The organism is Streptomyces sp. NPDC102274, from assembly GCF_044766385.1.
Lineage (GTDB): Bacteria > Actinomycetota > Actinomycetes > Streptomycetales > Streptomycetaceae > Streptomyces.
This window is the reverse complement of record NZ_JBIWLW010000002.1, coordinates 77547-102413: the sequence shown is the minus strand read 5'-3', so window position 1 is coordinate 102413 and position 24867 is coordinate 77547. Positions and strand designations below refer to the sequence as shown.

The window sequence follows — 24867 nt, the reverse complement described above, 5'->3', positions numbered from 1 at the left end:
TTGCCAAGGATCGTGCCAAAACCGACACATCCCCACGCTGTGACCGCACTGTGCGACGAGGGGGCGCACCTTTACGCCAGCGCTCTGAGTGCCGGGCGCATCTCCCGCGTGGAGGCGGAGGAGGCTCCGTGCCTTCTGGAATTTGCTCTTTTGCACCCCGATCCGGACGACCCGAACTGGCTGCGGCCGGTCCCGCCGTCCGTCGCGCTCGCGCAGCGGCTCCATCCCATCGAGCGGGAGATCCTGGACCGGAGGCGTCTCTCGAACGATCTAACAGAATCCTTTGAGCCATTCATGGCCATCAGCGCGCTCAACCCGGCCCCCACGCACTCGATCACCGTCCTCGAAGGCTTCAACCGGATCAACGCCGCTCTCAATCTCGCCACCGCCGAGTGCCATACGGAGATGCTCACGATCCAGCCCGGAGGTGGCCGGCGCGAGCACATTCTCAGTCAGGCGCTCGAACGGGACCGGCCACTGATCGACCGCGGCGTCAGCATGCGCACGCTCTACCAGCACACTGTCCGGCACAGCCAGGGCACCATGGCCTATGTGGACCGCATGGCCAGCGGCAAGATCGAGATAAGGACCCTGGAAGAGCTGATCGAGCGGCTCATCATCTGCGACCAGACCGTGGCCTTCATACCCGCGCGCGACGACCAGCAGGTCGCCCTGGAACTGCGCCACCCGGGTCTGGTGACCTATCTCGTCAAGGTCTTCGAGCAGCTCTGGCGGCGCGCCACGCCCCTCACCGAGCAGGTCTCGTACGAGCCGACCCCGGACGGCATCACAGGCGTTCAGCGGACCATCGCCAAGCTTCTCGTCGAGGGGTACGTGGACGAGGCCATCGCCCGGCGTCTGGGGATGAACGTACGGACCTGCCGCGCCCACATCGCCAAGCTCGCCTCCGTCCTCGGCAGCGGCAGCCGCGCCCAGCTCGGATATCTCATCGCGCGGTCCGGAATCCTGGACCAGGGCGCCGAGTCGGATTGACCCAGGAATCGCCATTCAGCCGTCCCCCGGCGACCCCGGAGAAGAGGCGCCGCAATTCTGTCCGGGCGCCCGATGTAGCCTTCCGATATCTTCTGTCACCCTCTGTAGAATGCGGGGCCGGCCCACGCGGATCAAGCGAAAGATGCCTGCACTGATGTGCACTGCGGAAGCTCGCAGGAGGGATACATGAAACCCGACGTAGCGTCGCACAACGAAGCATCACTTGACATATCAGGGGAAGCGCGCACCCTGCTGCGCCGGCTCATTCAGGGCGAACAGGTCGCAGGATCCGAACCCGGTCTCACGGAACTGATCGCTCTCGGGCTGGCAGTGCACAACCCGCAGTACGACCGATGGAGTTCGGCGGACATGTGGCACGCCGAGCAAACCGCCCTGGCGGAGGAGCGCGCCGCCATCGCCCGTCACCTCCACCGCATGGACCAAGTCTCCGAGCTGCACCGGGAGCTGAGAAGCGCCGAGTCGTCGAGAGGGGACGGTATCGAGTTCCTCGGCCGGAACGAACTGGTCACTGCCGCCATCATGCAAGCGGTTGATTCGGCGAGGCTCCAGATCTGTACGGCGCATCCGCAGAACAGAAAGCCCGAGACGCTTCGAGCGGTGGTCGCATCCGAAATCAAGCTCCTTCAGCGTGGTATCGCACTTCGCACGATCTATCCGGACACCGCTCGCACTCGATCCGCGGAACAAGAGTGGGCCGCGGAGGTGAGCAAGCACGGTGCAGCGGTACGCACCCTCGCCACCGATTTTGAGCGAATGATTCTGGTGGACAACAAAGTTGCCATATTCTCCGACCACCGAGGCGCGCCTAGCGCGAACGTTGCCTTCAAGGCGACACACCCCGGCATGTTGGCCTTCTTCCGCCATATCTACGACCAGCAGTGGGAGCGCGCTGAGCCCTGGGCGGGCGGCCGTTTTCTACGAAAGGCGGAGTCAGTCACGACGGGCCGGTCGCGCCGTATCCTCAACAAGCTGCGAGAGGGCCGCACGCTCAAGCAGATCGCCACCGAGCTGGGCGTCAGTCTGCGCACGGTCAACAGCGATCTGAACAAGCTCTACGAAGCCGTTGGTGTGGATACGCAGTTCGCGCTCGGCGTGTGGTGGAGTTCCGAGGCCGCCGCGGACGAGCGCAAGCTGGGCTGACCGGCCTGCCCCGACCGCTCGGCACCACGGCAACGCGAAACGCCCGGCCGGGAATCCCCGACCGGGCGCCCGCCCACTCACGTACACCTCAGTCCGTCGGCCGCTTGGGCCGCCACACCACCAGCGCGCTCGCCTGACGCACGTCCTCGTACGGCACCAGATCCCGCCGGTACGACGCGTGCACCTGCGCCTCGCGCTGCCGCATCGCCGTCGCCGCGCCGTCCACCGCCGCCGACAGCTCGGCGACCCGCGCCTGGAGCGCGGCGACCTGGTTCTCCAGCTCGATGATCCGCTTGATGCCGGCCAGATTGATGCCCTCGTCCTGCGACAGCTGCTGCACCTGGCGGAGCAGCTCGATGTCACGGGCCGAATAGCGGCGTCCCCTGCCCGCCGTGCGGTCCGGGGAGACCAGACCGAGGCGGTCGTACTGCCTGAGCGTCTGCGGGTGCAGCCCGGAGAGCTGTGCCGCCACGGAGATGACGTACACCGGCGTTTCCTCGGTCAGCTGATACGCCCTGGTGAACGATGAAGACTGCCGACGCCGCCCGTCCATGAGGTCATGCTCCCTTCGCCGCCTGGAACAGCTCCGCCCGCGGGTCCTCGTCCGCGGTCGCCTTCCGGTAGGCCTCCAGCGCGTCCCGCGCGGGCGCGTCGAGGTCCTTGGGGACCGCGATCTCGACGGTGACCAACAGGTCGCCACGAGTGCCGTCCTTGCGTACCGCGCCCTTGCCGCGGGCGCGCATCGTACGGCCGTTGGGTGTCCCCGCCGGAAGCTTGAGCGTGACCGCAGGACCGCCCAGGGTCGGCACCTTCACCTCGCCGCCGAGCGTCGCCTCCGTGAACGTGACGGGCACGGTGACCGTGAGGTTGTCGCCCTTGCGGCCGAAGACCGGATGAGCGTCGACATGGACGACGACATACAGGTCGCCGCCGGGGCCGCCGCGCTCGCCGGGAGCGCCCTTGCCGCGCAGCCGGATCCGCTGCCCGTCGCTGACACCCGCCGGGATACGCACCTGCATGGTCCGTGAGGACCTGGCGCGCCCGCTGCCCTTGCAGACCTCGCACGGGTCCTGGGCGATCAGCCCACGGCCCTTGCAGTCCACACAGGGGTCGGTCAGCGAGAAGCCGCCGCCGGTGCCGCGTGAGACCTGACCCGTGCCCACACAGGTCGGGCAGACCCGCGGTGTGCCGTTCTTGTCACCCGTGCCCGAACACGCCTTGCAGGGCGCCTGGCTGGACATCCGCAGCGGGACCGTGGCCCCGTCGACCGCTTCGGTGAAGCTGAGCGTCACCTCGGACTCGATGTCCTGGCCGCGGCGCGGCTGCGTACGGGTCGCGGCGCCGCCCCGGTTGAAGAGCCCGCCGAAGACGTCCCCGAGCCCGCCGCCGAAGCCACCGGCGCCGGGTCCGCCCTGCGTGCCGCCGCCGGGGCCGCCGCCGAAGAGGTCGCCCAGGTCGAAGTTGAACGAGCCGTTGCCCCCGGCACCGGGACCGGGCCTGAACCCGCCGTTGCCGAAGAGGGTGCGCGCCTCGTCGTACTCCTTGCGCCGCTTGGGGTCCCCGAGGATGTCATTCGCCTCGGAGATCTCCTTGAAGCGCTCCTCGGCCTTGAGGTCGCCCTTGTTGGCGTCGGGGTGGAACTCGCGGGCGAGCTTCCGGTACGCCTTCTTGATCTCGGCCTCGGTGGCGTCCTTGGGGACGCCGAGAACCTTGTAGTAGTCCTTCTCCACGAAGTCCTTCGTGCTCATTCCCGACGTCCCTCCTCTCCGCCTGATACCGCATGACCAGCCGCCGCGTCAGCCCTCGTCCGGGCCACCGCTCTCCTTGTCGCCGGCGGACTCGCCCGACTCGTCCCCGGCCTTGGGCTGGGCCCCCGGCTGGGGCTCGGCCACCGCGACGCGGGCGGGCCGGATCGTCCGCTCGCCGAACCGGTACCCAGGCTGGAGGATCGCGACGCACGTCGTTTCCGTGACATCCGGCGCATACGAGTGCATCAGGGCCTCATGAATCGTCGGATCGAAGGGCTCGCCCTCCGTGCCGAACTGCTGGAGGCCCAGCTTGACCGTGACCGCTTCCAGCGACTCGGCCACCGACTTGAATCCGCCGACCAGTTCCTCGTGGTCGCGCGCCCGGCCGATGTCGTCCAGGACCGGCAGCAGTTCGGTCAGCAGACTCGCGACAGCGATCTCCTTGACCGTGACCCGGTCGCGCTCCACCCGGCGGCGGTAGTTCTGGTACTCGGCCTGGAGCCGCTGGAGATCTGCCGTGCGCTCGTTGAGCGCCGTACGGACCTGGTCCAGCTGCGCCGTCAGGGCGACTTCCTGTACGTCCCCGCCCGGGGCCGCCGGGCCCGGCTCCGTTACGGAGTCGGACTCGGCGCCCTTCGACGCGGCATCTTCGGGGGTCGCGCCGGAGGGAACGTCGGGCTTCTCCTCAAAGCCCGGGGTCTCCTCCGTCACACCGCACCGTCCTTCTTGGGCTTCTCGTCGTCCACGATCTCGGCGTCGACGACATCGTCATCGGCCTTGGCCTGTCCGGCGCCCGCGCCGGCCTCGGCACCGCCGGCGGCCGCGCCGGAGGACGCCTGGGCGTCGGCGTACATCGCCTGTCCGAGCTTCTGCGAGACGGCCGCGACCTTCTCCGTGGCGGTACGGATCTCGGCGGTGTTGTCGCCCTCGGCGGACTCGCCCTTGAGCTTCTCCTTCAGCTCGGCGATGGACGTCTCGACCTCGGTCTTGATGTCGCCCGGGACCTTGTCCTCGTTGTCCTTGAGGAACTTCTCCGTCTGGTAGACGAGCTGCTCGGCCTGGTTGCGGGTCTCCGCGGCCTCGCGGCGGCGGTGGTCCTCGTCCGCGTACTGCTCGGCCTCTTCACGCATCCGGTTGACCTCGTCCTTCGGCAGCGAGGAGCCACCGGTGACGGTCATCTTCTGCTCCTTGCCGGTGCCGAGGTCCTTCGCGGCCACGTGCATGATGCCGTTGGCGTCGATATCGAAGGCGACCTCGATCTGCGGCACACCGCGCGGCGCGGGCGGCAGACCGGTCAGCTCGAACATTCCGAGCTTCTTGTTGTACGCCGCGATCTCGCGCTCGCCCTGGTAGACCTGGATCTGCACCGACGGCTGGTTGTCCTCGGCCGTCGTGAAGATCTCCGAACGCTTCGTCGGGATCGTCGTGTTGCGCTCGATCAGCTTGGTCATGATGCCGCCCTTGGTCTCGATACCGAGGGACAGCGGGGTGACGTCGAGGAGCAGGACGTCCTTGACCTCGCCCTTCAGAACACCGGCCTGGAGCACGGCGCCGATGGCGACGACCTCGTCGGGGTTGACACCCTTGTTGGCCTCGCGGCCACCGGTCAGCTCCTTGACGAGCTCCGCGACGGCGGGCATACGCGTCGAACCACCCACGAGCACCACGTGGTCGATCTCGGACAGCTGGATGCCGGCGTCCTTGATGACGTTATGGAACGGGGTCTTGCAGCGGTCGAGCAGATCCGCGGTCAGCTGCTGGAACTGCGAGCGCGTGATCTTCTCGTCGAGGTGCAGCGGGCCCTCGGCGGACGCCGTGATGTACGGCAGGTTGATCGTGGTCTCGGACGAGGACGACAGCTCGATCTTCGCCTTCTCCGCGGCCTCGCGGAGACGCTGGAGAGCCATCTTGTCCTTGGAGAGGTCCACGCCGTGGCCGTTGGCGAACTGCTTCACCAGGAAGTCGACGAGGCGCTGGTCCCAGTCGTCACCACCGAGGTGGTTGTCACCGTTGGTGGCCTTCACCTCGACGACGCCGTCACCGATCTCCAGCAGCGAGACGTCGAAGGTGCCGCCACCGAGGTCGAAGACCAGGATCGTCTGGTCGTCCTTGTCGAGCCCGTAGGCCAGGGCGGCCGCCGTCGGCTCGTTGACGATACGCAGCACGTTGAGGCCCGCGATCTCGCCGGCCTCCTTGGTGGCCTGACGCTCGGAGTCGTTGAAGTACGCGGGGACGGTGATCACCGCGTCGGTGACCTTCTCGCCCAGGTACGACTCCGCGTCCCGCTTCAGCTTCTGCAGCACGAAGGCCGACATCTGCTGCGGGTTGAAGTCCTTGCCGTCCAGGTTGATCTTCCAGTCGGTGCCCATGTGGCGCTTGACCGACCGGATGGTCCTGTCGACGTTCGTGACTGCCTGGCGCTTGGCGACCTCGCCGACGAGCACCTCGCCGTTCTTGGCGAAGGCGACGACGGACGGCGTGGTCCTGGCGCCTTCGGCGTTGGTGATGACGGTGGGCTCGCCGCCTTCGAGAACGCTGACGACGGAGTTAGTCGTGCCCAGGTCGATGCCGACCGCACGTGCCATTTCGATTCCTCCAGCTGACTTGAGTGGAACAGACTCAAGGATGCATCACGGATCCCGGAGAGTCAAAGGACCTGAGTCGAAGGGACTCAACTATCGTGCGCGGCCCCGGACTCCGGGCACCCCTGGACGCGCCTGAGGGGCCCGCCTACCCGGCCCTCACACCTTCACCGTGCGATCGTTCCGTGGCAAAAGCACCGAACTCAATGAAACTACCGAAACTACCACTGAACGCAATAGAGCACATATAGCGAACAGAACGGTCAGGTGTGACCTTGAAGCGACGCCCCACGGCATGGCGCCCGCCCCACCTCCCGGAGCCCAAGCGCCTTCTGGATCTGACCCTCGGCTCGGCCCTCCTGGCGCTGACCGCGCCCCTGCTCGCGGCCGCCGCCCTCGCCCTCGCGCTGTCCCGGCCGGCCGGGGGCGTTTTCGTACGCGACTACCGCACAGGACTCAACGGCCACCCCTTCCTGCTGAGTTCCCTGCGCACCCGCCTGTTCCGGCTCGACGTGCTCTCCCGGCTGCCCCATGTCGTACGGGGCGAGCTGTCCCTGGTGGGGCCCGCGCCCCTGAAGACCGGCTCCCCGGCGGGGGCGGCGCCCTGGCGGCAGCTCGTACGGCCCGGCCTGACCGGCCTCGCGCAGGTACGGCACCACTCGGGGCTACCGTGGGACGAGACACAGCTGCTCGACCAGCACTACGTGGAGCACCACTGGATCGGCCTGGACCTCGCGATCCTCGCGCGCACGCCCGGACGCGCACTGAGGGCGGTCGGGGCGGTCAGGTTTCCCTGAGGCCGCCGGAGGACCCCGCGAGGCCCCGCGGCCCCCGAGCCTCCCGCCCCCCCAAGACCCCCGAGACCCCCCCGAGACCCCCTGAGCGACACAGATCACCGGCTCCGCCGCTACATTGCGGCGGGAGAACTGGGTAACCTCAGCACGAACCGATTAAGTTACCGCTTAGTAAGCGGTAATGAGCACGTAAGCGGTAATGAGCAGCAGGAAGCCCGTAGCCCGTCCCCGTAAAGCAGAAGCCCGTGGAAGAGTGGGCCGATTTCCCACCCTCGCAGGCCCGAGGAGCCCCCAATGCAACTCGCCGCGATCATCGTGTCGCTGGTACTCGCCGTCGTCGGTGTGGCGCTGTTCGGCCGAGCCATCGCGCAGATCTACCGCTTCGTACGGCTCGGCCAGCCCGTCCCCGCGGGCAAGCGGACCGATGAGCCCGCCCAGCGCACCCTGACCGTGGCCAAGGAGTTCCTCGGTCATACCCGGATGAACCGCTGGGGCGTGGTCGGCGTCGCGCACTGGTTCGTCGCGGTCGGCTTCTTCTCGCTCGTGCTGACCCTGGTGAACGCCTTCGGGCAGCTCTTCCGGGCCGACTGGCTGCTGCCGGTCATCGGCGACTGGACGCCGTACGAGGTCTTCGTCGAACTCATCGGCCTGCTCACGACGCTCGGCATCCTGACCCTGATCGTCATCCGGCAGCTCTCGCTCCCCAGCCGCGCGGGCCGCAAGTCCCGCTTCGCGGGCTCGAACTTCGGCCAGGCGTACTTCGTCGAGGCCGTCATCCTCATCATCGGCCTGGCGATCCTGGTCCTGCGCGGGCTCGAGGGCGCGCTGCACCACGTCGACTCGTACCAGGCGGCGTATCTGGTCTCGTACCCGATGGTCGCGGCGTTCGACGGGCTCAGCCTCGGCACCCTGCAGAACCTGGTCTACCTGGTCGCGCTGATCAAGATCTCGACGTCCTTCATCTGGATGATCACGGTCGCGCTCAAGACCGACATGGGCGTCGCCTGGCACCGCTTCCTCGCCTTCCCCAACATCTGGTTCAAGCGCGAGGCGGACGGCGGCACGGCGCTCGGCGCCCTTCAGCCGATGGCGAGCGGCGGCAAGGAGATCGACTTCGAGGACCCGGGCGAGGACGACGTCTTCGGTGTCTCCCAGATCGAGCACTTCTCCTGGAAGGGCATCCTCGACTTCTCCACGTGCACGGAGTGCGGCCGCTGCCAGTCGCAGTGCCCGGCCTGGAACACGGGCAAGCCGCTCTCCCCGAAGCTCCTGATCATGTCGCTGCGCGACCACGCCCACGCCAAGGCGCCGTATCTGCTGGCCGGCGGCGGAAAGACGACGGAGGGCGAGGAGAAGGCCACCGAGGAGCAGCTGGCCGGAGTGCCCGCCGCGGCCCTCGCCGAGGCCGAACGCCCGCTGATCGGGACGCTGGAGGCCGTATCCGACAGCGGCTTCGCCGCGGGCGGCGTCATCGACCCGGACGTGCTCTGGTCCTGCACCACCTGCGGTGCGTGTGTGGAGCAGTGCCCGGTCGACATCGAGCATGTCGACCACATCGTCGACATGCGGCGCTACCAGGTGATGATCGAGAGCGCCTTCCCGAGCGAGGCCGGGACGATGCTCAAGAACCTGGAGAAGAAGGGCAACCCCTGGGGTCTGGCGAAGAAGCAGCGCCTGGAGTGGACGAAGGAGGTCGACTTCGAGGTACCGGTCGTCGGCAAGGACATCGAGGACCTGACGGAGGTCGACTACCTGTACTGGGTCGGCTGCGCCGGAGCGCTGGAGGACCGGGCCAAGAAGACCACCAAGGCCTTCGCGGAGCTGCTGCACATCGCGGGCGTCACGTTCGCGATCATGGGCGGCGACGAGAAGTGCACGGGCGACTCGGCCCGGCGCCTGGGCAATGAGCCGCTGTTCCAGCAGCTCGGCCAGGAGAACGTCGCGATGCTGAACATGGCGTACGGGGAAGACGATGACGACGCTTCGACGAAGAAGCCGAAGTCGTCGAAGAAGATCGTCGCGACCTGCCCGCACTGCTTCAACACGATCGCGAACGAGTACCCGCAGCTCGGCGGCGAGTACGAGGTCATCCACCACACGCAGCTGCTCCAGCACCTCGTGGACGAGGGCAAGTTGGTCCCCGTGACGCCGGTCGAGGGTCTGATCACGTACCACGACCCCTGCTACCTGGGCCGGCACAACAAGATCTACACGCCGCCACGCGAGATCATCGCGAAGGTGCCCGGTCTGCGGAACGAGGAGATGCACCGCCACAAGGAGCGCGGCTTCTGCTGTGGCGCGGGCGGCGCGCGGATGTGGATGGAGGAGCGGATCGGCAAGCGCGTCAACGACGAGCGGGTGGACGAGGCCCTTTCGCTGAACCCGGACATCGTGTCGACGGCCTGCCCGTTCTGTCTCGTGATGCTCACCGACTCGGTCAACGGCAAGAAGAACGACGGCCGGGCGAAGGAGTCCCTCCAGGTCGTGGACGTGGCGCAGTTGCTGCTCGACTCGGTACGGACGCCGGCGGGGCCGGAGGGCTTGGAGGAGCGGGAGAGCGCGCCGGACCCGGACCCGGACCCGGATCCTGATCCGGCCCCGGAGCCTCAGCCCGTGAAGTAGGTGAAGTAGCTGAAGTCGGTCGGAGAGCGGCCGGATCTGCCTCGGGGCGGGTCCGGCCGCTCGGCGTATCGGCCGGGGCGGGGACAGGGGCCGGGGCCGGAACCGGGGCCGAGACGAGTGACGACATCGGTCGGCTTTGGCTTCGGTTGGGCTTCGGCCGCTGCGCGGGCGAGGACTGGGGCACCATGTGACGACTGGAGCCGGCACGAGGGATCGGGCGGACGGACGGGGTGGATGGGGCATGCGCATACGTGTGACAGCGACGGCTTCGTCAGTGGCGAGGCGCGGGGTCCGTACGGCCGCGTGCGCGGCTGTCTGCGCGGCGCTGCTGCTGACGGGCTGTTCCGCCTTCTCCGACCGGGCCGCGGACGGCGGCCGGGACCAGGGCAAGGGCACGACAGCCGGCAAGAACGGCGACACCGCCCCTCTCTCCGGCCGCTCCGGCGCCCCGCGTCGTCCCGTACCGCGCGGCAAGGGCAGCCGTCTCCCCGACGACTTCAACGGCGACGGCCGCCGTGACCTCGTACTGAACGACCTGGTCAAGGCAGCGGGCGACACCTACGGCGATGACGCGGGCATCGGGATCGTGTACGGCACCGCCACGGCGCGCGGTCTCGATCCGGCCGTACGCCAGATCCTCAGCCCGCGGAAGCACGGCGCCCGCGTCGACGGCACGCTGCCCGCGGCGTTCGACGCCGAGGCCGCGTGCGATCTGGACGGCGACGGGTTCGGCGATCTGATCGTCGCCACCGACCCGCCGTACGACGGGATCGGCGCCCCTCCCGTACCGCTCCAGATCCTCTTCGGCGGTCCCGACGGCCTCGGCGCGAGCGGCACTGGTGGTGACGGGAACGGCGGCAGGGCGGTCGTCCTCCGGATCCCCGCCAAGGCCCGCGCCGGAGACGAGTGGCCCGACCATCCCGTCTGCGGCGACTTCGACGGCGACGGCGAGACGGACCTGGCGGTGACGGCGAGCGCGGGCCAGGTGAGCTACCTCCGGGGCCCCTTCAGCCGCGCCGGTGCCCCGCGCGCCGCCTCCGCGCCGATACCGGGCGGCGGCCCGGTCCTCGAAGCGCCCACGCCCAAGGCCGACGTCAACGGCGACGGCTACGACGACCTCGTCCCCCACACCCGGGCCCGCACACTTGGCACCGCGGCGAAGGGCGAACTGCTGCTCGGCGGCCCGGATGGTCCGACGCGCGAGGGGGGTGCGTACCGCTTCAAGGCCGTACGGTTCCCGACCGCGCCCAGACTCCCGTCGGGGTCCGGCCGGGCCCTGACGGAACTCCTCGGCACGGCCGACTTCACCGGGGACGGGCGCCAGGATCTGGTGACCCGCACCCACCGGGGCGAACGGACGGATCTGATCGCGCTGTACGCGTCGGGAGCCGACCGGCCGGTGATCACGTTCAGCACATCGATCTTCCTCGGACAGTCCGGGTAGCCCGGGTACCTCGGGTAGTTCGGGCAGGGGGTGCGAGGCCCCGGGCGGGCCGGGTGCGGTCCCCATAGGGTTCCCCTAGGGGATGTCACAGCTCGGCCGCAAAGGCCCCCTGTTCCCCCACCTCACCCGCCCGGCCCGCCCCGAGCGGGTACGTTCGATCGCGTGGCTGGATTCAGGATCGGACGCGGCCGGGACAACCGCACCCCGCAACAACAACCGCAGCGGCAGCAGCAACAGCCGTATGGACGGCAGGCGCCGCCGCCCCCGGGTTACGGGGGCGGGCACCGAGCCGCGCCCCCGTACGGGCAGCAGCAGTGGCCTCCCACGGGCGGCGCACCGAACGGATACGGCGGTGGACACGGCGGCGGTGGACACGGCGGCGGTCATGGCGAACCGGAGTACTTCGGCGACCCGTACGGCCAGCAGGGCCAGCAGGGCCCGTACGGACAGCACGGGCAGCACGGGCAGCCCCCGCACGGCGGACATGGCGGGCAGCCGGGCGACCCGTACGCCAATGACCCCGGTCATACGCAGGCGTTCAGCGTCAACGAGGACCCGTACGGCGACGGCACCCCCTACCGCGCCGGCGCGGCCGCGGGCCCCACGGGCCCCCGGCTGCACTGGAAGGAACTGCTGAGCGGCGTCGTACTGCGTCCCTCCGAGACGTTCCTGCGGATGCGCGACTACCCGGTCTGGGGCCCCGCCCTGATCGTGACGTTCGTCTACGGCCTGCTGGCGATCTTCGGCTTCGACACGGCCCGCGAGGACGCGATCAACGCGACCCTCACCACGGCCATTCCGTACGTACTGACCACCGGCATCGCCTTCGTCTTCGGCGGTCTGATCCTGGGCGCGGTGACCCACACCCTCGCCCGCCAGCTCGGCGGCGACGGCGCCTGGCAGCCGACCGTGGGCCTGTCCATGCTGATCATGTCGATCACGGACGCCCCGCGCCTGGTCTTCGCGCTCTTCCTGGGCGGGGAGAACTCGCTGGTACAGGTGCTCGGTTGGATCACCTGGATCGGGGCGGGGGCGCTGTTCACGGTGATGGTGAGCAAGTCGCACGACCTGCCCTGGCCGAAGGCGCTGGGCGCGTCGGCGATCCAGCTGATCGCGCTGCTGTCACTGCTGAAGCTGGGCACGCTGTAGCGGCACCCGGCACACGGCACGCGGAAGGGGCCCGGACAGGAACGCCGGGCCCCTTCGGCATACTCCGCGCGCTTCGCTCACTCGCTGTGTCAGGCGTCGAGGACCTGCCCGCCGCGACGGACGACGGGCGGCTCGACGCTCCAGGGGAAGTTGATCCAGTCGTCGGTGCGCTTCCAGACGTACTCGCACTTCACGAGGGACTGGGGCTTCTCATAGATGACGGCGCTGCGCACCTCGGCGACGTGGTCTATGCAGAAGTCGTAGACCAGCTTCAGCGTCTTGCCGGTGTCGGCGACATCGTCCGCGATGAGGACCTTCTTGTTGGAGAAGTCGATGACGTTGGGAACGGGCGCGAGCATGACGGGCATCGCGAGCGTGGTCCCGACCCCGGTATAGAACTCGATGTTGACCAGATGGATGTTCTTACAGTCCAGGGCATAGGCGAGGCCCCCGGCGACGAAGACACCACCGCGCGCGATACTCAGAACGACATCGGGCTCGTACCCGTCGTCCGCGATCGTCTGCGCCAGCGCACGAACGGCGCGGCCGAACTTCTCGTACGTGAGGTTCTCTCGGGTCTCGGTCATGCCCGCATCACACCTGTGTCCGATGGAAATTGAGATACGAGCGGGACGCGGTCGGCCCCCGCTGCCCCTGATAACGCGAGCCGTACCTCTCGGAGCCGTACGGGAACTCCGCCGGCGAGCTGAGCCGGAACAGACACAGCTGCCCGATCTTCATCCCGGGCCAGAGCTTGATCGGCAGCGTCGCCATATTCGACAGTTCGAGCGTGACATGCCCGGAGAACCCGGGGTCGATAAAGCCCGCGGTCGAGTGCGTCACCAGCCCGAGGCGCCCGAGGCTGGACTTTCCCTCCAGCCGGGAGGCGATGTCGTCGGGCAGCGAGATGACCTCGTACGTCGACGCGAGCACGAACTCCCCGGGGTGCAGGATGAACGGCTCGTCCCCGTCCGGCTCGACGGTGCGCGTCAGATCGACCTGCTCGACGGCGGGATCGATATGCGGATAGCGGTGATTCTCGAACACCCGAAAATACCGGTCGAGCCGCACATCAATGCTGGAGGGCTGCACCATCGACGCGTCATACGGTTCGAGGCGTACGCGTCCGGATTCGAGCTCGGCCCGGATGTCCTTGTCTGAGAGAAGCACGCCCCGAGGATACGCAGAGCGCGCGAGCCCACCCCAATCGGGCAGCCCCGCGCGCCTGGACCACTACGGTCAGTGCCGCTCCACCGCCACGGCCTCCATCGCCACGGCGTCCACCATCACTGCCTCTGCCGGCACATCCACCCGCTCCACGGGCACGGCATGCCGCAACCGCGCACACCGCGGACACCGAATGAGCCGCCCGGGGCCGATCCGCCCGGAGTCGAGCTGCTGCATCGGAAACGTGGCGGTACTGAACACATGCCCTTCGGCACAGCGGACGACGGTGCGCTCCATCAAGTCCATCAAGTCCCTTCCCCAACAAACGCGGACGAAAGCCCACACTAGGGGATGAAGGGAACCCACCCGTCAACGGCACTCCGCCCCCGACCCTACGCCCCAACTGCCGCCCACCGCCCCCCACATCCACCCACGACGACGGCCCCCACGCCGCCCGGGAACACCACGGGCCCCACGGCGTAATACGCCCGGGGCCCGCGAATGGGGTAGAGTGTCCGACGATGCGAAGCCGATCAGCGCCGCGTCGCGGGTGTAGTTTAATGGTAGAACATGAGCTTCCCAAGCTCAGAGCGCGAGTTCGATTCTCGTCACCCGCTCCACATGAAAGCCCCAGGCCAATAGCCCGGGGCTTCACTGTTGTCTAGACCATGGTTGACGTACTGGTCTTGTCAATGCGTGTTGACGTGAGGCCGCAGGTCAGATCCACCCACATCGGATCGACGTCAGAACTTTCTCTGTCCTAGTACGACGTATGCCGATGATTCACAGCCCTCAAGTCGCGTCCGCACCGCTCATCGCCGCATGCGGCGACAGCGAGAATGGACCCGCCGAACCTGCCGCCGCCGAGGAGCAAGCCGTCGACATGGCGGACGGCGCCCCGGCCGACGACGAGCCCGACGCCGAAGAGGAGCCGACGTTGGACACCGAACTCGCGGTCGGTGACGGCTTCCACTACAAGGACGGCGTCAAGATCACCATCACGAAGGTCGGTGAGCTGACGGCGGCCGACTTCGGTGAGTACTACGCCAAGCCCGAGGCCGACCAGACCGGGCTCCGCCTCTCCTGGGACATCGCCAACGGGTCCAAGAAGCGCGTGGACCTCCACGTATTGGGCTATGACGCGCAAGGCGCCTCCACCGGCCGTACGACGGAATCGATCTCCACCGAGAATGGAGGCCGGACGATGACCGGCTGGCTCGCCCCGGGCAGGACCGGCAAGTTCACCGCCGAGTACGCGGTGGCCAAGAGCGGCGGTCTCGGCATCGTGTTCACCATGTCACGTATCGACGAGGACACGGACATCCTCGCCGAGGAGCCGCACCGGACCGACTCCACCAAGTAGCGCCCACAGCGCTGCCGGCGGCACGGCAAAACGCTGCAAGGTTCTCGCAAGGGTCCGTCGAGCCTTCCGTCCCGCCTGCCGGGCATCCCGTCGGCAGAAGCAGTTCGTGGCACTCGGACAGAAGCCAACAGGGGGACGCCATGTCGGCGTTGAGTACGACCGAAGCGAGCAGGTTCGAAACGGGCACCGCCGAAACGAACGTGGCTGAGTCACGGCAGTGGCTGACCCTGGTGGGGCGCAAGAAGGTACTCGCGGTGATCCACACCGTGACCTACGGGAAACGACTGCTCGACGTTCTTTCCCTGCTGGAAGCCGACTTCCGGCTCCAGGTCGTCTTCACGGCACCGCCGCACGCCTTCGGCGACGACGTGCCCGCCTTCCTCGCGAGGCTGGGAAGCGTGCTGCTGCCGTGGGACCAGGCGACCCGCATGCCCTTCGATCTCGCCCTCGCCGCCGGGCCGCGCGGCGTGCAGTACATAGACGCGCCGCTGATCACGCTGCCGCACGGGGCCAACTACCTGAAGCGGGTGACCGGGGGAGCGAACGCGGGCGTGGCAGGACTGCGCAGGCAGGACCTCCTGCCCGGTGGGCGGCTGCCGGCCGCCGTGGTCGTGCCGCACCACGCCGAGCTGCGCGAGCTCGCGCGCGACTGCCCGGAGGCGCTCCCGCTGGCACACGTGACCGGCGATCCCGTACACGACCGGATCACCGCCAGCCTGCCGCTGCGCGCCGCGTACCGCCGCGCGCTCGGGCTCGCCGAAGGACAGAAACTCGTCGTCGCGGTCTCGACCTGGGGAGCGCACTCGTCCTTCGGCCGGTTCGACGCGCTGCTGCCGCGGCTGATCGGCGAGCTGCCGACGGCGCGCTACCGTACGGCCCTGCTCGTCCACCCCAATGTGTGGGCCGGGCACGGCGCTTATCAAGTCAGGTCGTGGCTGGCACGGTGCGGTCAACTGGGAATCGGGGTCGTGCCACCTGAGGCGGACTGGCGCAGTGTCCTGATCGCGGCGGACTGGATCATCGGTGATCACGGCTCAGTCACTCTCTACGGGACGCTCACCGGGGCGCCGATCCTACTGGCCACCTCGTCGGAGCAGGAGATCAATCCGTCGTCCCCCGCCGCTGCCCTCGCCACCCACGCGCCGACATTGTCCCCCACCCACCCGCTGGCCGACCAACTCGACTACGCGGCAAGGGAGTACCGGCCCGAAGAGTACGCCGCGATCCGGTCGCGCATCACGTCGGAGCCCGGCCGGTTCAACCGGAACATGCGCAGGCTGATGTATGGGCTCCTGGGAATGGGCCAGCCCGCGCACGAGCCGGTGACCGTCCCGCTGCCGGAGCCACCGCCGTTGCCACCGACCGCGTGGGCTCCGGTACACGGGGAGGCGTCGGCGTGAAGCGCTTCGTCGTGGTCGAGGCGAGCCCCTTTCCGGATGTGCTGCACGCGCGTTGCGCCGACGCGTCGTTCGAAGTGCGGCTGAGCCATGCGGACCGTGACCACGGCGCAGCGGTCATCGACGAGCACCTCGTCGTGGACGTGGACGCCTGCCAGGACGGCTCCCTGCTGGACTGCGCGGATGTACTCCAGGGAAGCCGGGCGTACTCAGTCGTCGACGCACTGCGCCGATTGGCGGAACTCGCTTCGGCCCACCCGGCTTGCGGCATCGCCGCGGTGCCCCTGGCCGGTGCCGGAGGCGCGAGCGGCTGGGCCGTGGCCGGCGGCTCCGACCGGTCCGTGGTCCTCGTACCGTACGGCCCTCACCGGCCGTATCAAGCCTCCGCAGAGCAGTCGTTGCTGCCGTCGTTCTTGCACGCCTGGCTGGTGGCGGGGCGCTCGCTGCGGGAATTGCCGTACGCCCACGACGCACCATCCAGCTGAACGGCACATGCCCAACCACACACCGGGACCGGGCCGTCGATCACGGTCCGGTCTCGCCTTGCCGGATCACCCGCCCCCGCCGAGCCGACGCGCGTCGGCGGGGCTCGTGGTCGCGAACAGGGCGAGGGCCCGCGCGAGGAAATCCTCCGCAGCCGTCGCGTCACCGTGCTCCGCGGCACTCTCACCCAGCATCTCCAGGGTGCGCGCCTGCCAGAAGGCCGCTCCGGACCCGGTGAAGACCGCCAGCGCCTCGTTCATCCTCGCCACGCCCTCCGCGTACGCGCCCGCCCGGACACCGGCGCGCCCCAGGAAAGCGAGGGCCCGCGCGGCGTCGTGCGGGTCGTTCACCGCCACCATCCCGGCATGGGCCCGGGTGAAGCAGTCGACCGCCTCGTCCAGGTCGCCCGCCGCGAGGGCGATCTCGCCGAGAGTGGTGCGGGCGAGAGCCGCGCCTCGCGGGTAACCGCAGCCCTCCCACACGGAAATCGCCCGGTTCAGGTATGTCACGGCATCGGCGGGCCGCCCGGCCTCGCGATGGCACGCACCGAGGCCCAGCAGTGCCTGGCCCTCGTCCCGTACGTCCCCGGCTACTCGCGCGGCCTGGAGGGAGTCCCGGTACCAGGCGGCGGCCCCCTCGGTACGGCCGGCGGCCCCCAGGCCGATGGCCCCAGAATTGAGCATCTGGCGCTCGGCCGCCCTGTTCCCGGCCTGTCGGGCAGCCTCCAGGCCGATCTCGTGCGCCTCGATCCACTCGGCGTAATGGCGCAAACGTAAAAAAAGGGGCCATAGGGCGTCCACGAGCATCCAACTCGTTTCGTACCAACTGCGGTTCCACGCGAGCCTTACGGCACCCAGCAGTTGAGTTCGATGGGAGTCGAGCCAGCCGAGCGCAGCGACGTCATCTGCGAACGGCAGCGGAAGATCCGGCCGGTAAACGTAAGTCCGGGGCAGCGTGAACTGCACCGGCGTCAACCGCTCCTGAGCCGCCGTCGCCGTGTGCAGGCACCAGTCGCAGAATCGCCGCAGCACCTCCTCGCGGGCGGCGCTCGTTTCGTCCTCCAGGGCGTGGCCATGCGCGTGGGTCCGTACGAGATCATGGAAGCGGCAGCTCTCCGGGCCGACGTCCTCCACGAGGTTCGCCTCGACCAGCTCGTCCAGTCGGCGCTCCGCCCACTCCGGCGACTCACCGCAGGACGCCGCGGCGATCATCCCGTCGAAGGTACGCACAGGGAGCAGACCGAGCGTCCTGTACAGGCGCGCGGTCTCCTCGCTCAGTACCGCGTACGACGCGTCCAGAGCCTTGTGCACCGAGGTCTCCCCTTCCACTTCCAGCGCGGCCAGCCGGCCACCGCCCGCGTTCCGGGCGAGGGCGTCGGCAAGCGCCCCCACCGACTGCCTCGGCCGTGTCGCGAGCCGAGCAGACGCCAGGCAGACCGCGAGCGGAAGGCCCGCGCAGAGAGCCACCAGACGGCGGACCGCAGGGAGTTCGCCCACGACGCGGTCCGCGCCGATCCCACGAGTGAGCAGTTCGACACCGGCGGCCGGATCGAGCGCGTCGAGCTGATGAAAGCCCGCTCCGTCCATACGCAGGCCGGTCAGCCTGCGGCGGCTGGTGACCACCACGAGGCCGTCCGGCCCGCCGAGCAGTAACGGCCGAATCTGGGCAGCCGTAAACGAATTGTCCAGCATGACCGCGATCCGCCGGTCGGCGGTGAAGGACCGCCAGAGGGACGCCAGTTCGACCACGTCCGTGGACGGTGGTCCGGCGCCCAGCGCCCGGAGGAACTGGCCAAGGATCTCCGCAGGCCCCACCGGCCCACCTGCCGAGTGCCCACGTAGGTCTGCGTACAGCTGCCCGTCGGGGAATTCGGTGCTCAGCGAACGCAGCCATTTGGACACCAGGGTCGTCTTGCCGATTCCGGCCGGACCGCTGACGACGATCAGAGGCAGTCCCATGTCGCGAAGACCGTTCAGCGACGCGAGATCCCCTTCCCGGTTGGTGAAGTGAACGGGGACGGGCAGCAGTTGGCGAGGTGGCGCGGGCCGCGCGGGCGCGGGCCGCGCGGGCGCGGGCCGCGCGGGGTGGAGATGAATGCCGCCGTGCACCTCACGGGCCTGGACGGTGGGACCGTACAGTCTCGCCTCGCCACTGATCTCATTCCCGTGAGGGCCTTGCGAGGCCGTACTCGAGTCGCTCATCCATCCGCCCCCGCAGATCGATTGCCAATTACACGGACGCTTTCGGGTCCTACCCCGGCGCGGCTTGGAATGACCATCAGGAATAAGAACGGATCGCGCCAAGTATGGCAACGGTCTATGGCGGGGTGCGCCACCTGATGTCATGCTCGTGAGACATCCGACGGACCAGCGGGGGCGCTGGTGGAATTCCAGATTCTCGGACCGGTGGGGCTTCGGCTGAACGGGAACTGGCTGAAGCTCGGATCGGACAAAGAACGGGTGTTACTGGCCGCGCTCGCTCTTGATGTGGGCCGTCCTGTCGCGATCAGCGAGCTGATGGAACGACTCTGGGACGGCGACCCTCCCGCACGCGCTCGCGAAAACGCGCACACCTATGTCTCCCGTATTCGCCGACGGCTGCGGGCGGCCGGAACGGGGCCGGGCGCGCCCACCATCGTCGCTGGGGCGCACACCTACACCCTGCAGACCCCGCGTGACTCCGTGGACCGGCAACGTTTCCAACATTTCGTCGACACGGCGTTCACCAGTGACGGTGACGCGCGGGCGGTGGAACTGCTCTCCCGTGCGGAGGAGTTGTGGCAGGGGGAGGCACTGGCGGGGCTGCCCGGATTCTGGGCGGCGACCGTACGGCGGACGCTCGCGGAGAAGCGACTGAGCGCCAGCGCGTCACGCATCGCAGCCGGACTGCGGCTGGGGCGCTTCGCTGAACAGGTCGGCGAGCTGTCCGCGTTGGTTGAGCGGTATCCCGAGGACGAGACCCTGCTCGGGCAGTTGATGCTCGCCTACTACGGCAGCGGAAGGTACGCGGACGCGCTCAGGGTTCATCAGCGGGCCAGGCAGTCGCTGATGGCTGAGTACGGGGCGCTCCCCGGGGTCGAGTTGAACATGATCCACCAGGGTGTGCTGGCGCGCGTACCGGCACGTGTATTGGCACAGGGGGGCGGTACGGATCGAACGGCCAGTCCACTCGCGGCTGTTGCCGGTGCGCCTGAGGTGCCCGTGCCTGCCGGGCTCCCGCCCGATGTACCGCCGCCCCGGAATCTGCCCCAGCAACCGTCGCTCGTGGGGCGCCGGTCGGAGTTACAGGCCCTGAGCTCGATAATCGCCGACAAGAGCGCGCACGGCGGATCGGTCGTCACCGTGGAAGCGGTCAGCGGCATGGCGGGTGTCGGCAAGACGGCTCTGGTCGTCGCCGCTGCCCATCTGCTCGCCGAGAGGTACCCAGACGGTCAGCTATATATCGATTTACAGGGACATTCACCCGCCCAGGAACCACTCACCGCGAGGGCGGCGCTGGCGACTCTGCTGAGGCTGCTCGGAGCGCCGGCCTTCTCCATTCCGGCGGAGCTGGAAGGACGTACGGCCCTGTGGAGGACCATGCTCGCGGAGCGCCGAGTGGTCATCATCCTGGACGACGCGGCCGGACCCGAACAACTCGGCCCGCTGCTGCCAAGTGGGTCACCGTCCCTGACGATCATCGCCAGCCGTCGACATCTGACCGGTATCCCGCAGGCGTTGTCGGTCCCGCTCGACGTCCTGTCGAAGGAGGACGCCGTCACGCTCTTCCGCAGCTTCGCGGGAGAGAAACGCACCCGCGACATCGCGGAGACCGGCCGGATCGTAAGATTGTGCGGGTATCTCCCCCTTGCGATCGAGTTGGTGGCGCATCGATTCCGGGCCCGTACGTCCTGGACGCTGAGCGTCCTCGCCGAGCGTCTCGCCCGAAGTCCCGGGCGGCTGGCGGAAATTCGCACCGCGGATCAGGAGCAGGAGATGACACGTGCATTCGCTCTCTCCTATCGGACCCTCACCGTGCAGCAACGGACAGCGTTTCGCCGTCTTGGGCTGTACCCCGGACCCGATTTCACCGCCGACGCGGCAGCCGCTCTGCTGGGTCTGCCGCAGGATACGACGGAGCGACTACTCGAAGGTCTGCTGGCGTGTCACCTGCTCAGGGAGCCCGTACCGGACCGCTATCGCTACCACGATCTACTTCGTGAATATGCCCATGGTCTATCCAATTCGGAGGACAGCGAGCAGGAACGTCGGCAGGCCGTCGCCCGCCTGACGGATTTCTACGTCACGACAGCCGGCCTCGCGGATCAGATGGCATATCCCAGGCGCATACGGCTGGACGCACCGACGCCACTCCCGTCGGCGCCTCCGCCGCCCTTTCCGGACTCCGCCGCCGCGCGGTCCTGGCTCGCCGCGGAACGCGGCAACCTCCTGGCCGTCGAAGACCACGTCCGGCGCAACGGCGCCCCCGAGCGGGCGGCCCAACTCACCTGCGCGCTGGCGGGGTTCCTGCAGGCGGAGTGCTACTGGCAGGACGCCAGGAAGCTCCTGCGACATGCCGTCGTCCACTGGGACCGAACGCGCGGCAACGAGCTGGCGCTCTGCCGTGCCCTGATCGACATTTGTGCGGCGGACGCGAGCATCGGGGGCTACGCGGAGGCCGCGGAGGCAGGGGAGCGGGCGCTGGAGCTCGCGCGGGCGCTGGGCGACGGACCTGCCGAGGCCGAGGCGCTACGAGTCCTTGGTACGCTGAACTGGCATCTCGGCGAGAATCGCAAGGCTCTCGTTCTGCTCCAGAAATCCTTCGCCATCAAGTCGCTCTCGGGTGATATCTGGGACAAGGCGCGCAGCCGAAACAATATAGCGGTGACTATGCTGTTCCTCGGGGAACGTGGTCGGGCGCTCGTGCATTTCCGAAGTGCTCTCGCAGGTTTCCGGGAGGCGGGTGACGAGATCGCATCTGCCAAGACGTTCAACAATATCGGGGAATTGCAGATGCAGGCCGGTGAATTGATGTCGGCCCGTCGTTCGTTCGAGGTATCCCTATCTTTCCTGGAAGCCGATGGAAGCCGATACGACCGTGCGACCGTACGCAGGAATCTGGCTGGATCCCTCACGGAGTCAGGTGAATCCGCGGCGGCTCTTGACCTATTCAGCGAGACGCTTTCAGAATTCCGTTCGCTCGGCGACCGGAAAAGCCAGGCCGAGGCTCTGGTCGGGATCGGCGAGGCGTACTGGCGACTGGGGAGCGTCGAGGAATCCGTCCGGCATCTCCTCGAAGCACTGAAGATCGCGCAGGACATAGGAACGACCCACCACGAGGTCCAGGCCCTGCGCTGTCTCGGGCGCGCAGACTTGGCCAACGGCCGCTTGGACGCCGCGACGGCCCGGCTGCGAGCAGCGGTCGCTGTCGCTACCCGCACCCATGACGTCGACGAGGAAACCGCCGCGCGGACGCTGCTGGCGGAGGTGCGACTCGCGGCGGGAGATGTCGATGAAGCGCACATGACATTACGTCAAGCATTCGAATTGGTTCGACACCGAGACAATGTTGATGCGCATAGAATCAGCCGCCGCCTGAATGATATCGAACGCATAGGCGACGACGGATCGGATGCCCGTTCCGAAGCCTACGACGAATAGGGTAAAATCTCGAACTCAGATCTGCAAATGTGTCGCGTGTTCGATATTTTGGTAACCTTCCGATTCCATGATCAACGCGGAAGGAACCTCGCACGTGCGCAAAATCTTGCCGGTCACCACCCTCGTCTGCTTGACCGTCTTGGCAACAAGGGCGATGACAGGTGTCGCAGCGGCATCCCCGGCGACCGACAGGGGGAATGGCTGCATCATGATATGAGGCAGCCCGCCCGTTCCGGGCGTGACGTAGCGGCCGGGCGTCACCGGAGCGTACGGATGGATCGGCGGTAGGCCCGCCTCTGTGGCATGCAAGACGGGCATCTGTCGTACTCAGTGCAGGGGCCCGTGATACAGCGGTTTCTCGTTTCGCCGCGCCGTGGCCGCTGGCGGGCTCCTGGTCCTCGTCGTCTTGGTGCCACATCACGCGCTGGTGCCAGGCACGTTCCGCAGCAGCGCGGCAGCCATCGCCAACAGGGTCTCCGCTTCGGCCCGGTCGTAAGCGAAGCCCCCGACGATGGGCAGCCCGGAGAAATCGGTCGGCTCGTGGACGCTGGCGATCAACGGTCGTCAACGGCAGGTTGAGGGAAGCGGCGAGCTGCGTCAGAGCCGCGGTCTTGCCGATGCCCGGCTCGCCCCATAGCGGCACGGGCAGGTCGGCCGCGACGGCCAGGGTGAGGGCTTCGAGTTGCTCGTCGGGGCGCGGCTCGGTGGTGGTCGTGCGCAGGAGGGCCAGGAGGTCGTCGGCGACGGCGAGTTGGGCGCCGGTTCCGGGTGCGTCGGCGGGGGTGGGTGCGGGAGCGCCGGGGGCCGGGAGCGGGGCGGGCAGGAGGGTACTGGAGGTCATGGGCATCACCTTGGGTGGGATAAAGGAACGGGACGGCCCGTCCCTGATGTCATGGGTGTACGGCTGTCGTGGGCATACCGCGCCCAATACGCGGCGCGCGCACGGGACTCAGGTGGGGCAGCCGGTCAGCTGTTACTCAAGTACAGGCCGGTACGGGCCCGGGCCCGGCTGCTCCGCTTGAGGCGCATCGCCGGAGGCGTACGGCGGTCCAGTCGGGGGCGGTGGCCCACCTCCGCGTGCCTCGGGTCCGAGGCCATTCCGCCCGCCGCCGAACCGGTACCGGGACGCACAGCGGCCAACCCCAAACAGAAGAGCCCGTGGTCCATGCGGCGGGCCGCAGCCGACTCCGGTTCCTTCCGCAGCGGTCCCTCGCGCAGGACCGCGCCGGGACCGAGCAGCCGCTCGACCACGGCCAGGGCCCCAGCGACGTCACCGTGGCCCAGTCGCTCCCGCACCGCAGGCAGTGCCTCCGGGTCACGGTGCACCTCGTCGATCGCCCGCAGGCAGGGCAGCGCAGGACCGCCGAGCGCCACCAACAGCTCTTCCCGCCGCAGTTGTGCCGGGTCGTGATCGATCGCCGTGAGTGTCCCGTCCCGCAGCGCTATCCAGTGGACCTCACCCCGGCACTCCACCCGGTGCGGATCACCTGGCTGGAGGGCAGGGCCGGTCGCCGGACCCGAGCCGGACGAAACCGCTGAGCCGAACGCCGCCAATGCTGAGGCGACGAGCGGATGCGGGCGATCGGTCGCGACCAGCCCGGCCCGCAGCAGCTCCAGATCCGGAAGGACCCGGGCCGCCGCCTCCGGCAGCACCGGAGGCACCGCGACCTCCTGCGGCGGCAGCGTCTCCCGCAGCGGCCGGAACGTCGGGGCATGGCTGTCGTCGGGGGCGACGAGTTCGAGCACGGCGCGGCTCCGCGCACCGAGCCGCACGGTGAAGGCCCCGCGAAGGTGGCCCTCGGCCCCCAACAGCAACTCCGCCTCGACGGCCCACCGTGCCAACGCCCACGAGTCATCGTGGACGGCGGACCGATCTGGCCGGTCAGGCACGTCCGGCCGATCGGATGAGAGGGGCCGGGCGAATACGTAGGGCTGGTCGGACGGCACCATGGACAGCGCCACGCCCGCACCGCACCGCCGCGCCAGTTCGCCGCTCCGCTCGGAATCCCAGAGATACCGGTGCAGGTCGAGCCGGAAACGCCGGTCGGGATGCGGGTGCGGGTGCGGATGCAGCGGGTGCCCGGAGGCGCCGTCCCCGGACTCCTCTCACAGGCCCAGGGATATCCGCTGTCCGGCGTCCGCCCAGGCCGGCGGTGTCCGCACCACCAACTGCAGCGGCGTGGCGCCGGAACTCCCGTAACGGGCCAGGGAGATGGTCAGGCCGGGACCGAGCCGCCCGTCGGGAGCGATCCGAGGCATGTGCCAGCGGAGCAGATCCGGAGCCAGCCGACGTAGTCGCGCGGCGACTACCGGCCTCGCCGCCCG

At 68.6% G+C, this 24867-nt stretch carries 19 protein-coding genes, 1 tRNA gene and 2 pseudogenes; 11 read left to right on the top strand and 11 right to left on the bottom strand.

The features are described from left to right. The first annotated feature begins 39 nt into the window (after positions 1-39). Both ACIRQP_RS02820 and ACIRQP_RS02815 read left to right on the top strand, forming a co-directional pair. Positions 40-993 (top strand): helix-turn-helix transcriptional regulator, encoded by a 954-nt coding sequence (locus tag ACIRQP_RS02820; RefSeq protein ID WP_403882369.1) that lies wholly within the window; start codon positions 40-42, stop codon positions 991-993. A 186-nt stretch (positions 994-1179) separates the two neighbouring features. Next, the gene (locus ACIRQP_RS02815; protein ID WP_403882366.1) at positions 1180-2154 is read left to right on the top strand and encodes a hypothetical protein; all 975 of its coding nucleotides are present in this window, start codon (positions 1180-1182) and stop codon (positions 2152-2154) included. A gap of 88 nt (positions 2155-2242) precedes the next feature. On the opposite strand, the gene ACIRQP_RS02810 is transcribed toward ACIRQP_RS02815, so the two are convergent. Genes ACIRQP_RS02810 through dnaK form a run of 4 tightly spaced genes read right to left on the bottom strand, consistent with a single transcriptional unit; the run spans position 2243 to position 6487 of the window. Next, positions 2243-2707: a heat shock protein transcriptional repressor HspR gene (locus tag ACIRQP_RS02810; RefSeq protein ID WP_403882363.1), complete on the bottom strand. Its 465-nt coding sequence runs from the start codon at positions 2705-2707 to the stop codon at positions 2243-2245. A gap of 4 nt (positions 2708-2711) precedes the next feature. Beyond that, positions 2712-3902: a molecular chaperone DnaJ gene (dnaJ, locus tag ACIRQP_RS02805; RefSeq protein ID WP_403882360.1), complete on the bottom strand. Its 1191-nt coding sequence runs from the start codon at positions 3900-3902 to the stop codon at positions 2712-2714. A 48-nt stretch (positions 3903-3950) separates the two neighbouring features. Then, on the bottom strand, positions 3951-4613 hold the full coding sequence (gene grpE / locus ACIRQP_RS02800; protein ID WP_403882357.1) for a nucleotide exchange factor GrpE: 663 nt from the start codon (positions 4611-4613) through the stop codon (positions 3951-3953). Then, positions 4610-6487 (bottom strand): molecular chaperone DnaK, encoded by a 1878-nt coding sequence (dnaK, locus tag ACIRQP_RS02795; protein ID WP_403882354.1) that lies wholly within the window; start codon positions 6485-6487, stop codon positions 4610-4612. Before dnaK ends, grpE begins: the two co-directional genes overlap by 4 nt. A gap of 266 nt (positions 6488-6753) precedes the next feature. Here dnaK and ACIRQP_RS02790 point away from each other — a divergent pair, with 266 nt between their 5' ends. The 4 genes from ACIRQP_RS02790 (at position 6754) to ACIRQP_RS02775 (ending at position 12493) form a co-directional block, all read left to right on the top strand. Beyond that, complete coding sequence (locus tag ACIRQP_RS02790) at positions 6754-7281, top strand: sugar transferase (RefSeq protein ID WP_403882351.1); 528 nt, start codon at positions 6754-6756, stop codon at positions 7279-7281. Positions 7282-7572: 291 nt separating this feature from the next. Continuing rightward, positions 7573-9900 (top strand): (Fe-S)-binding protein, encoded by a 2328-nt coding sequence (locus tag ACIRQP_RS02785; RefSeq protein WP_403882348.1) that lies wholly within the window; start codon positions 7573-7575, stop codon positions 9898-9900. Between the two features lie 241 nt (positions 9901-10141). Then, positions 10142-11344 (top strand): FG-GAP repeat domain-containing protein, encoded by a 1203-nt coding sequence (locus ACIRQP_RS02780; RefSeq protein WP_403882345.1) that lies wholly within the window; start codon positions 10142-10144, stop codon positions 11342-11344. Positions 11345-11506: 162 nt separating this feature from the next. Beyond that, positions 11507-12493 carry a Yip1 family protein gene (locus tag ACIRQP_RS02775; RefSeq protein ID WP_403882342.1) on the top strand — a complete coding sequence of 329 codons (987 nt, stop codon included), beginning with the start codon at positions 11507-11509 and terminating at the stop codon, positions 12491-12493. Positions 12494-12582: 89 nt separating this feature from the next. Here ACIRQP_RS02775 and ACIRQP_RS02770 read toward each other — a convergent pair whose 3' ends face one another. The 3 genes from ACIRQP_RS02770 to ACIRQP_RS02760 form a co-directional block, all read right to left on the bottom strand. After that, on the bottom strand, positions 12583-13080 hold the full coding sequence (locus ACIRQP_RS02770; protein ID WP_403882339.1) for a phosphoribosyltransferase: 498 nt from the start codon (positions 13078-13080) through the stop codon (positions 12583-12585). Positions 13081-13087: 7 nt separating this feature from the next. Continuing rightward, complete coding sequence (dcd, locus tag ACIRQP_RS02765; RefSeq protein ID WP_030353166.1) at positions 13088-13663, bottom strand: dCTP deaminase; 576 nt, start codon at positions 13661-13663, stop codon at positions 13088-13090. Between the two features lie 69 nt (positions 13664-13732). Then, complete coding sequence (locus tag ACIRQP_RS02760) at positions 13733-13966, bottom strand: hypothetical protein (protein WP_403883319.1); 234 nt, start codon at positions 13964-13966, stop codon at positions 13733-13735. A 240-nt stretch (positions 13967-14206) separates the two neighbouring features. Between ACIRQP_RS02760 and ACIRQP_RS02755 the strand changes: the two genes are divergently transcribed. The 4 genes from ACIRQP_RS02755 to ACIRQP_RS02740 all read left to right on the top strand — a co-directional run bounded on the left by ACIRQP_RS02755 (position 14207) and on the right by ACIRQP_RS02740 (position 16905). Then, positions 14207-14280 (top strand) — tRNA-Gly (locus ACIRQP_RS02755). Positions 14281-14432: 152 nt separating this feature from the next. Next, positions 14433-15023 carry a hypothetical protein gene (locus ACIRQP_RS02750; RefSeq protein ID WP_403882336.1) on the top strand — a complete coding sequence of 197 codons (591 nt, stop codon included), beginning with the start codon at positions 14433-14435 and terminating at the stop codon, positions 15021-15023. A gap of 230 nt (positions 15024-15253) precedes the next feature. Further along, on the top strand, positions 15254-16423 hold the full coding sequence (locus tag ACIRQP_RS02745; RefSeq protein ID WP_403883268.1) for a hypothetical protein: 1170 nt from the start codon (positions 15254-15256) through the stop codon (positions 16421-16423). Further along, entirely contained in the window at positions 16420-16905 is a 486-nt protein-coding gene (locus ACIRQP_RS02740) for a hypothetical protein (protein WP_403882333.1), read from the top strand. Before ACIRQP_RS02745 ends, ACIRQP_RS02740 begins: the two co-directional genes overlap by 4 nt. Positions 16906-16971: 66 nt before the next feature. Here ACIRQP_RS02740 and ACIRQP_RS02735 read toward each other — a convergent pair whose 3' ends face one another. Further along, on the bottom strand, positions 16972-19104 hold the full coding sequence (locus ACIRQP_RS02735; RefSeq protein WP_403882330.1) for a tetratricopeptide repeat protein: 2133 nt from the start codon (positions 19102-19104) through the stop codon (positions 16972-16974). A gap of 180 nt (positions 19105-19284) precedes the next feature. On the opposite strand from ACIRQP_RS02735, the gene ACIRQP_RS02730 reads away from it, so the two are divergent. Then, positions 19285-22542: an AfsR/SARP family transcriptional regulator gene (locus tag ACIRQP_RS02730; RefSeq protein ID WP_403882327.1), complete on the top strand. Its 3258-nt coding sequence runs from the start codon at positions 19285-19287 to the stop codon at positions 22540-22542. A 15-nt stretch (positions 22543-22557) separates the two neighbouring features. On the opposite strand, the gene ACIRQP_RS02725 is transcribed toward ACIRQP_RS02730, so the two are convergent. The 3 genes and pseudogenes from ACIRQP_RS02725 to ACIRQP_RS02715 all read right to left on the bottom strand — a co-directional run. After that, the gene (locus ACIRQP_RS02725; protein WP_403882324.1) at positions 22558-22860 is read right to left on the bottom strand and encodes a DUF6420 family protein; all 303 of its coding nucleotides are present in this window, start codon (positions 22858-22860) and stop codon (positions 22558-22560) included. A 186-nt stretch (positions 22861-23046) separates the two neighbouring features. Beyond that, a pseudogene (locus tag ACIRQP_RS02720) lies at positions 23047-23383 on the bottom strand (AAA family ATPase); the annotation flags it as partial. A gap of 125 nt (positions 23384-23508) precedes the next feature. After that, a pseudogene (locus ACIRQP_RS02715) lies at positions 23509-24843 on the bottom strand (hypothetical protein); the annotation flags it as partial. Between the last annotated feature and the right edge of the window lie 24 nt (positions 24844-24867).